Raw genomic sequence first — 8,019 nt, 5'->3', positions numbered from 1 at the left:
GACGACATCCCACGCGTCGAGATTCGGGGCGCACGCCCACGCCCCACGCCCACGCCCACGCCCACGCCCCACGCCCCACGCCCCACGCCCCACGCCCCACGCCCCACGCGCCACGCGCCACGCGCCACGCGCACGCCCGGCAAGATCACGCTCGATCCAGGATGTAGTGGCTTCCACTTCTGGGGAGGCCACTACATCCATGTTCGAGCGCGATCATGGGGATAACGACGCGCGCCGGCGCCGGAGTGGTGGCTGCGGTTATCCACAGGGGCAGCGTGACGCGTGGGAGTTCGGCCAGCCTGAGGCCCATGCCGAAAATTCCTCGTCGGCCGCCGCAGTTACGGGGTCGGGTCTTCCGTGGCTCGACCGCCGTCTCGCGAGGCCTACTGACCCGCAATGAGCTACGCAGCTCGGCGTGGCGACCGCTCTTCCGCGACGTCTACGCCGATGCCCAGATCGCGATCACCCACACCATCAGATGCACCGCCGTCGGACGCTGGCTGGTCCCACCCGGAGCGGCTATCGCGGGGCGCGCTGCCGCCGGCCTGTACGGCTGCGGGAAGCCCAGCGCGAGCGAGCCGGTCGACGTCCTCGTTCCCGCCGCCAGCCGGATCGGCCCGAGCGCCGGCATCCGGGTCCACCACGGGGAGATCGACTCCGGCGACACCGTGGACCGGGCCGGGGTCACGGTGACCAGCCCGGCGCGTACCTGCTGGGACCTGGCCCGTTGGCTTGATGTGATCGAGGCGGTGGTCGTCATCGACGCCATGCTGGCCAACCGGCTGACGACCGTGCCGGCCCTGCGCGAGTACGCGCTGAGCCGGGCCGGTCGACGCGGCTGGCGATCGCTGCTACGCGCGGTCGACCTCGCCGACGCGGGCGCGGAGTCCCCTCAGGAGTCCCGCACCCGGGTCGGGCTGGTGCTCGCCGGCCTGCCGAGGCCGGAGACTCAGTGGGTAGTGGCCGAGCAGGGCCGATTCGTGGCCCGCCTGGATTTGGCGTGGCCGCAGTTCAAGGTCGCGGTGGAGTACGACGGACTCTGGCACGACGACCCCGAGCAGTTCCATCGGGACCGCCAACGCCTCAACCGACTGCTCGGCGGCCACTGGATCGTGCTGCACCTGACCGCCAAGCGCCTCCGGGACGACTTCGATGGGTTCCTCGCCGAGGTCCGGGCCGCTCTACGGGCACGCTCGCGCTCCCCCCGCTGACGATGATCGCGCTCGAACATGGAAGTAGTGGCCTCCCTGGACGGGGAGGCCACTACTTCCTGGATCGAGCACGATCATGAGCCGGCGCACTGGTGCGCACACATCGCGCGGGTGCGCGCCTCCCGCGGGAGCGTGCCCCGCGCGGGTGCGCGCCTCGACCGGGTACGTGCCCCGCGCGGGTACCGCGGGGTGTGTGCCTTCGTCCGGGCGGCGCTGGTGGGGGTGTCAGGCGGCCGGGAGGTACTTGGCCAGGTCGTCGAGGATCTTGTTGGCCGCGCCGACGCCGATGCCGGTCATCCAGACCTCGTCGGAGACGGGGTACGCCTTGCCGGATTTGACCGCGCCGAGGCCCTTCCACAGCGTCCCGCCGGCGACCTTGGTCTGCTCGGCGGCGGCCTTGTCGCCGTACGCGGTCACGAAGATGACGTCACCGTCGACCTCGTTGATCCGCTCGGGGCTGACCAGGTCGAAACGCTTGTCCTCCTTGTTGGCGAGCAGTTGCCGTTCGGGGCGGCCCAGGCCGGTGTCGCCGATGACGATGCCGGAGAACGAGTCCGGGCCGTACACCCGGATGTTGCCGGGCAGGAACCGCACGATGGAGACCTTGCGCGCGGAGGCGTCGCCGAGCGTCGCGCCGAAGTCCTTGGCCCGCTTCTCGTACGTGGCGAGCAGATCCTTGGCCTGCTGCTCGCGGCCGAGCGCCTTGCCGTCGAGGAGGAGGTTGTCCTTCCAGGTGATGCCCACCTTGTCGGTGAACACGGTCGGCGCGATGGCGGCCAGCTCGTCGTAGAACTTCTCCTGGCGGAACTTGCTGCCGAGAATGAGGTCCGGCTTCAGCGCGTTGATCGCCTCCAGGTCGGGCTCGGTGAGCACCCCGACCTCCTTGATGCCGGCGAGCTTGTCCGCGCCGAAGTAGGTGGGCCAGCTCTTCGCCTCACCGGCGGTGGCCGCGCCGACGGGCGTGATGCCCAGCGAGAGCGCCGTGTCGATCTTGTCGGTGTCGAGCACGACGACGCGCTTGGGCTCGGCCGGGACCTTGGTGGTGCCCATGGCGTGGGTGATCTCCCGGGTCTCCCCGGTGGTGGAGCCGGCGACCGGGTCACTCTCACCGCAGGCGGTGAGGCCGGCACCGAGGGCGACGGCCGCGACGAGAGCTGCGACGAGACGACGCATCAGAGTCCTTTCGAGGGGTGCGAGCCGGCGAGCGGGTTGGCCGCGTCGCCGGTGGAGGGTCGGGCGTCCGGCACGGACGCCGTCGACGAGAGGTGGTCACCAGCGACGGCCGGAGCCGGAGCGTTACCAGCCGTGTACGCGGGCACCACCAGCGGTGCGCCGGTCACCGGGCAGGGCACCACCACGCAGGCCAGCCCGAAGACGTCGCGGACCAGGTCGGCGGTGAGGATCTCCCGGGGCGGGCCGGCGGCGACCACTGCGCCGGCGCGCATGGCGACCAGGTGGTCGGCGTAGCGGGCGGCCTGGTTCAGGTCGTGCAGGACGGCGACCACGGTGCGGCCCCGCTCGGAGCGCAGCCGGTGCAGGAGGTCCAGCACCTCCACCTGGTGGGCCAGGTCGAGGAAGGTCGTCGGTTCGTCCAGCAGCAGGGCGTCGGTGTCCTGGGCGAGGGTCATGGCGATCCACACTCGTTGCCGCTGACCGCCGGAGAGGCTGTCCACCGGCCGGTCGGCCAGGTCGGTGACGTCGGCGAGGGCCATCGCCCGGTCCACCGCCGCGCCGTCCTCCGACGACCACTGCCGCCACCACCGCTGGTAGGGCTGTCGGCCGCGCCCGACCAGGTCCGCCACTGTGACGCCCTCGGGCACCAGCGGGCTCTGCGGCAGGACGCCGAGGCGGCGGGCGACCTCCCGGGTCGGCAGGTCGCGGATGGCGGTGCCGTCGAGCAGGACGGTGCCTCGGCGGGGGGTGAGCAGCCGGGCCATCGTGCGCAGCAGGGTGGACTTGCCGCACGCGTTGGGTCCGACGATCACGGTGAACGCGTCGGTGGGCAGGTCGAGGTCGAGCCCGTCGAGCACGGTCCGCTCGTCGTAGCCGGCGACCAGGTCGCGGGTGGAGAGCATCACACGACTCCTTGAGGCGTCACGACGACCGCCGCCGGCCGCGCAGCAGCAGGAAGATCAGGTACGGGCCGCCGATCGCGGCGGTCAGCACACCGGCGGGTAGTTGGGTGGGTGCGAACAGGCGCCGGCCGGCCAGGTCGGCCAGCACCAGCAGGAGAGCGCCGAGCAGCGCCGCGCAGACCAGCGGTGGTCGTTCGGCGCGTACCAGGCGACGGGCCACCTGCGGGGCGACCAGCGCCACGAAGTCGACGGCGCCGACCTGGGCGGTGACCATCGCGGCGACGAGGACGCCGGTGCCGGCGAGGCCGATCCGGCGGGCCACCGGACGCAGCCCGACGCCCCGGGCGGTGTCGTCGTCCAGGGCGGTGCTGTTCAACGCCCAGCCGGCCCAGGCCAGCACCGGCAGCAGCACCAGCAGTGTGCCGGCGATCCAGGCGGCCTCGGTCCAGCCCTTGCCGGCCAGGGTGCCGATCAGCCAGATCTGCGCGCGCAGTCCGTCGATCGGATCGGCGGTGAGCATGACCACCTCGGTGAGCGCCCGGAAGCCGAACGCGACCGCCACTCCGGCGAGCACGAACCGCTGTGCGGCCAGCCCGTGCCGGGCGCCGAGGGCGAACAGCAGCACCGCCGCGAGCAGCCCGCCCACCAGCGCGGTGGGCGCCACCAGCACCGCGGCCATTCCGCTGGTCAGGGCCACTGTCGCGGCCAGGCCGGCGCCCTGGGTGATGCCGATGACGTCCGGGCTGGCGAGGGGGTTACGGGCCACGCTCTGGATCAGCGTGCCGGCCACGCCGAAGGCGGCGCCGGCCACCGCCGCCAGCACGACCCGCGGCAGCCGAAGATCAAAGACCACGAGGTCGTACGGCGTGCCGGCACCGGAGAGGGCGCGCAGCACGTCGGCCGGGGCGACGTACGGGGTGCCCAGCGAGAGGCTGAGCACGACGGCCAGCAGGAGCAGCACTGTCAGCACGGCGGCCACCAGCACCGCGCGTCGGCGGATCAGCAGGCTGACCGGGCCGATCCGCAGCAGCGACCGCCCGGCCAGCCGGGCGCCGTCGGCACCAGGCGAGCCGGCGGGCACGACGGTCGACAAGCCAGCGGGGCCAGCCGAGCCGGGCGGGTCAGCGGGGCCAGCCGGGTCGGCGGGGCTGGGCGGGTCAGCGGGGCCGGAGGAACGGCGGGTGGTGGTCACGCGGTCACCACCCGGGCGCGGCGGACCAGCACTGCCAGCAGTGGCGCGCCGATCAGCGCGGTGACAATCCCGGCCGGGATCTCGCCGGGTGGGGCGACGAGCCGGCCGACGATGTCGGCGGCGAGCAGCAGCGCCGGCCCGAGCAGTGCGGAGACGGCGAGGGTCCAGCGGTGATCCGCGCCGACCAGGGCACGGGCCAGGTGCGGCACGGCCAGCCCGACGAATGCGACAGGGCCGGCGGCGGCCACCGCGGCGCCGGTCAGCAGCACGGCGGCGAGGCCGCCACCGAGGCGGACCAGACCGATCCGGTGGCCGAGGCCCCGGGCCACGTCGTCGCCGAGGGCCAGCGCGTCCAGGCCCCGGGCGACCAGGGCGGCCAGCACCAGTCCGGCGAGGACGAACGGCAGCACCTGCGCGGCGACCGACAGGTCCCGGCCGGCCAGCCCGCCGACCACCCAGAAGCGGTACTCCTCGAAGGTGCGGGCGTCGATGCTGAGGAGCGCGTACACCCCGGAGGCCAGGCTGGCGTCGAGCGCCGCGCCGACCAGCGCGAGAGTCACCGGGCTGGCGCCCTCGCGGGCCCGGGTGGCGATGGCGAAGACCAGCAGCCCGGCGATCAGGGCCCCGGCGATGCCGAACCAGACGTAGCCGGCGAGCGTGCCGACGCCGAAGACGGAGATCGCGAGCACCACACCGAATGACGCGCCCGCGCTGATGCCGAGGATGCGCGGCTCGGCGAGGGGGTTGCGGGTGAGCGCCTGGAACAGCACCCCGGCCACGGCGAGCGCTAGCCCGACGGCGAGGCCGAGCGCGGTCCGGGGCATCCGCAGCTCACGGACGATGGTGCTGGCGTCGCCGCCGTCCGGCGCGACGAGCGCGTGCCAGACCTGGTCGACGCCGAGTTGCCGGCTGCCGAGCGCGAAGCTGGCCAGCACTGTGAGCAGCAGCACCAGCGCGGCCCCGACGGTGACAGCGACTCGCCGACCGGTGCGGGTGCCGGGCCGGTTGCGGGCCGGGGTCGGCCGGGTGGCGAGGGTGGTCACGAATCTCCTGCACGTTCATGCTTAGGTTCGCCTAACCTTAGCCGAGCTGCAGAAAGAGGCCTAACTGGCGTCTGTCGATACCGTCCCGGGCTCCGTTGGTGCGCCTCGCGAGCCACCGTCCCCGGCCGCCGCGGCCCCGCGCGGCAGGACGTTCAGCGGCCGCATCATCTCGTTGTCCTCGTGCTCCAGCAGGTGGCAGTGCCAGGCGTAGCGACCCGGCAGGTCGAAGTGCGCCTTGATCCGGGTCACCTCCCACGGGTACGCGAGCACGGTGTCCATCCACCCCCGCTCGCCCGAGCCCGGCAGCGACCGGCCCGAACGCCCCCGGCCGAGCAGCTCGAACTGGACCTGGTGCAAGTGGACCGGGTGCACGTGCCGGGTGAAGTTGCGCACCTCCCACACCTCGGTGTCGCCGAGGACGGGCTGCTCGGTCACCGGGTCGCTCCAGCGCAACGGCAGACCCCGGCCGCGCTCGTCGAGGACACCCAGCAGCATGATCATCGACCCGCCGGACATCCGCTCGTTGAGCGACAACCGGCGTACCCGCCGGGCCGGGCCGAGGCGCGGGTGTGACGGCAGCCGCAGCTGCTCCGGTGGCACGCTCAAATCCGCGCCGGTCGCGTCGGTGACCACGAAGCGCAGCACCTGCCCGCTGGTGTGCGGGTCGGCGGGGTCGAAGTCCACCCCGGGCCGACCGCCTGCGTACATCCCGTCCGGCCCCTCGTTGACCAGGTACAGCTCGGTACCGACCGGAACGTCGGTGAAGTCGACGATCGCGTCGACCCGCTGGGCCGGGCCGAGGGTCACCCGCTCGTGCGGCACCGGCTCGGGCAGGAGACCGCCGTCGCTGCCGATCTGCCAGACCGGCAGCACCGGCCGGGCCGGCCGTGCCGTGGCGTGGGCGGCCACGCTGAGCAGCAGGAATCGGCTGTTGCAGGCGTTGAGCAGCCGGAACCGGTAGCGTCGACGCTGGACGGTCAACGAGGGCCAGGTGCGGCCGTTGACCACGATCGTGGAGCCGGAGAACCCGGGCACCCAGGTCGGTGGCCCGTCACCGCCGCCGGAGTACCTCGTCGGATAGCGCAGTTCACCGTCGGCGGTGAAGCTGCGGTCCTGGATCATCAGCGGAATGTCGTGGTACGAGGCGTTCGGCGCATCGTCGCGGGTCGGCGCCGGGCCGGGCAGCACTCCCTCCGGCGGTTCGTCCCCACCACCGAGCAGGTAGAACCCTGCCGGCCCGGCGTAGACGTTCTCCCGGGTGAGCCCGAGCACGTGGTCGTGGTACCAGAGGGTGCACGGCCGCTGGTCGTTCGCGTACTCGAAGGTGGCCGAGCCCGGCGCCCAGCGCAGGCCGGACCGCTCGGCGAAGCGGGACCGGAACTCCCGGTACGCGCTGCCGGAAACGGCGAAGTCGGGCGGCAGGTCCCGGGCAGCCGGCAGGTACCACGCCTCGGAGTGTCCGTCGCTCTCCTGCGTGCTGTGCGCACCGTGCAGGTGCACCACCTGGGGCACCGGGCCGCGATAGCCCTGCGGGCTGCCGTCCCACTGCCCGTGGTGGTCCCGACGCTCGATGCCACCGGCCGGGTTGGCCCAGTGCACTGTGGGGTCCACCGGCAGCAGGTGCGGCAGGTAGTCGCCCCGCTCGTCGACGAGCTGGTTGACCCAGGTCACCCGTACCGGGCGGCCCACCCGCGCCATGACGGTGGGCGCCGGGTAGCCGAAGCTGCCCGGATGCGCCGTGGAGCCGTAACCCCACACCGTGGTGCGCGGCCACGACGGCGGCAGGATCTGCTGGCGGAACTGTCGCACCGCGATCTCGTACGTGTCGCGCTCGGGATCGGTAGCCACCGTCGGCATGGCCGTGGGGATCCGCAGCGGCGTGACGTACTTCGGGATGTCCCGGGCGTCCAGCGGCGCGGCCGCGGCGAGCGCCCGGCCCGAGGCCGCCCAGCCCGCCGGGATCAGCGCCGCCGCGCCGCCGGTGGCGCCGGCCGCGAGCAGCCCACGTCTGGTGACCATGCCGCACCTCCCAATCGCTCCGCACCTCGATATGAGAATGAGATTCGCGGACGACCACAGGACGGACAGATGACGGATGACACCCAGAAGGGGGACATTCCCCTCATAAGGTGGAGACATGCGATTCGACCAGCACACGGTCGTCCTGCTGAGCCGGCCGTCGGACCCGCCGGAGCTGCCGCAGGACGCGATCGACCGGTTGCGGGACGCGCACCTGGCCCACCAGGCGGGCCTCGTGCAGCAGGGGCTGGTGCTCGCGGCCGGACCGTTCCTGCACCCCGACGACGAGCAGCTACGCGGTTTCGTGGTGCTGTCCATCGCCCCGGACGAGGCACGCGGGCTGTTCGCCAACGACCCCGCCGTGCGGGCCGGTCACCTTGTCGCGCGGGTCACGTCGTGGCTGCTTCCGGAGGGCACCCTGCGGTTCGAGAGCGTGCCGGTGCCGCAGTCGATGCTGGAGGCGGCCTCCGGGGACTGAC

7 protein-coding genes are annotated in these 8,019 nt (G+C 73.1%); 2 read left to right on the top strand and 5 right to left on the bottom strand.

The annotated features are described in order from the left end of the window. Positions 1-308: 308 nt before the first annotated feature. The gene (locus AB0B94_RS23215; RefSeq protein ID WP_357283695.1) at positions 309-1,211 is read left to right on the top strand and encodes a hypothetical protein; all 903 of its coding nucleotides are present in this window, start codon (positions 309-311) and stop codon (positions 1,209-1,211) included. A gap of 225 nt (positions 1,212-1,436) precedes the next feature. Here AB0B94_RS23215 and AB0B94_RS23210 read toward each other — a convergent pair whose 3' ends face one another. The 5 genes from AB0B94_RS23210 to AB0B94_RS23190 are packed head-to-tail and all read right to left on the bottom strand — an operon-like array spanning position 1,437 to position 7,540. Further along, complete coding sequence (locus AB0B94_RS23210; protein ID WP_357283692.1) at positions 1,437-2,384, bottom strand: iron-siderophore ABC transporter substrate-binding protein; 948 nt, start codon at positions 2,382-2,384, stop codon at positions 1,437-1,439. Then, positions 2,384-3,286, bottom strand: a complete 903-nt coding sequence (locus tag AB0B94_RS23205; protein ID WP_357283689.1) for an ABC transporter ATP-binding protein — start codon at positions 3,284-3,286, stop codon at positions 2,384-2,386. Before AB0B94_RS23205 ends, AB0B94_RS23210 begins: the two co-directional genes overlap by 1 nt. 19 nt (positions 3,287-3,305) lie before the next feature. Continuing rightward, positions 3,306-4,478: an iron ABC transporter permease gene (locus AB0B94_RS23200; RefSeq protein WP_357283686.1), complete on the bottom strand. Its 1,173-nt coding sequence runs from the start codon at positions 4,476-4,478 to the stop codon at positions 3,306-3,308. Next, a complete protein-coding gene (locus tag AB0B94_RS23195) occupies positions 4,475-5,521 on the bottom strand; it encodes an iron ABC transporter permease (protein ID WP_238672011.1) in 1,047 nt (348 codons plus the stop codon). The genes AB0B94_RS23200 and AB0B94_RS23195 overlap by 4 nt, the downstream gene beginning before the upstream one ends. A gap of 60 nt (positions 5,522-5,581) precedes the next feature. After that, entirely contained in the window at positions 5,582-7,540 is a 1,959-nt protein-coding gene (locus tag AB0B94_RS23190; RefSeq protein WP_357283680.1) for a multicopper oxidase domain-containing protein, read from the bottom strand. A gap of 118 nt (positions 7,541-7,658) precedes the next feature. On the opposite strand from AB0B94_RS23190, the gene AB0B94_RS23185 reads away from it, so the two are divergent. After that, the gene (locus AB0B94_RS23185) at positions 7,659-8,018 is read left to right on the top strand and encodes a YciI family protein (protein WP_357283676.1); all 360 of its coding nucleotides are present in this window, start codon (positions 7,659-7,661) and stop codon (positions 8,016-8,018) included. Position 8,019: the final 1 nt, after the last annotated feature.

The sequence above is a fragment of the Micromonospora sp. NPDC048986 genome (genome assembly GCF_040649335.1).
In the GTDB taxonomy this organism is placed as follows: Bacteria; Actinomycetota; Actinomycetes; order Mycobacteriales; family Micromonosporaceae; genus Micromonospora; species Micromonospora alfalfae.
This window is presented reverse-complemented; position numbering and strand designations above follow the sequence as displayed.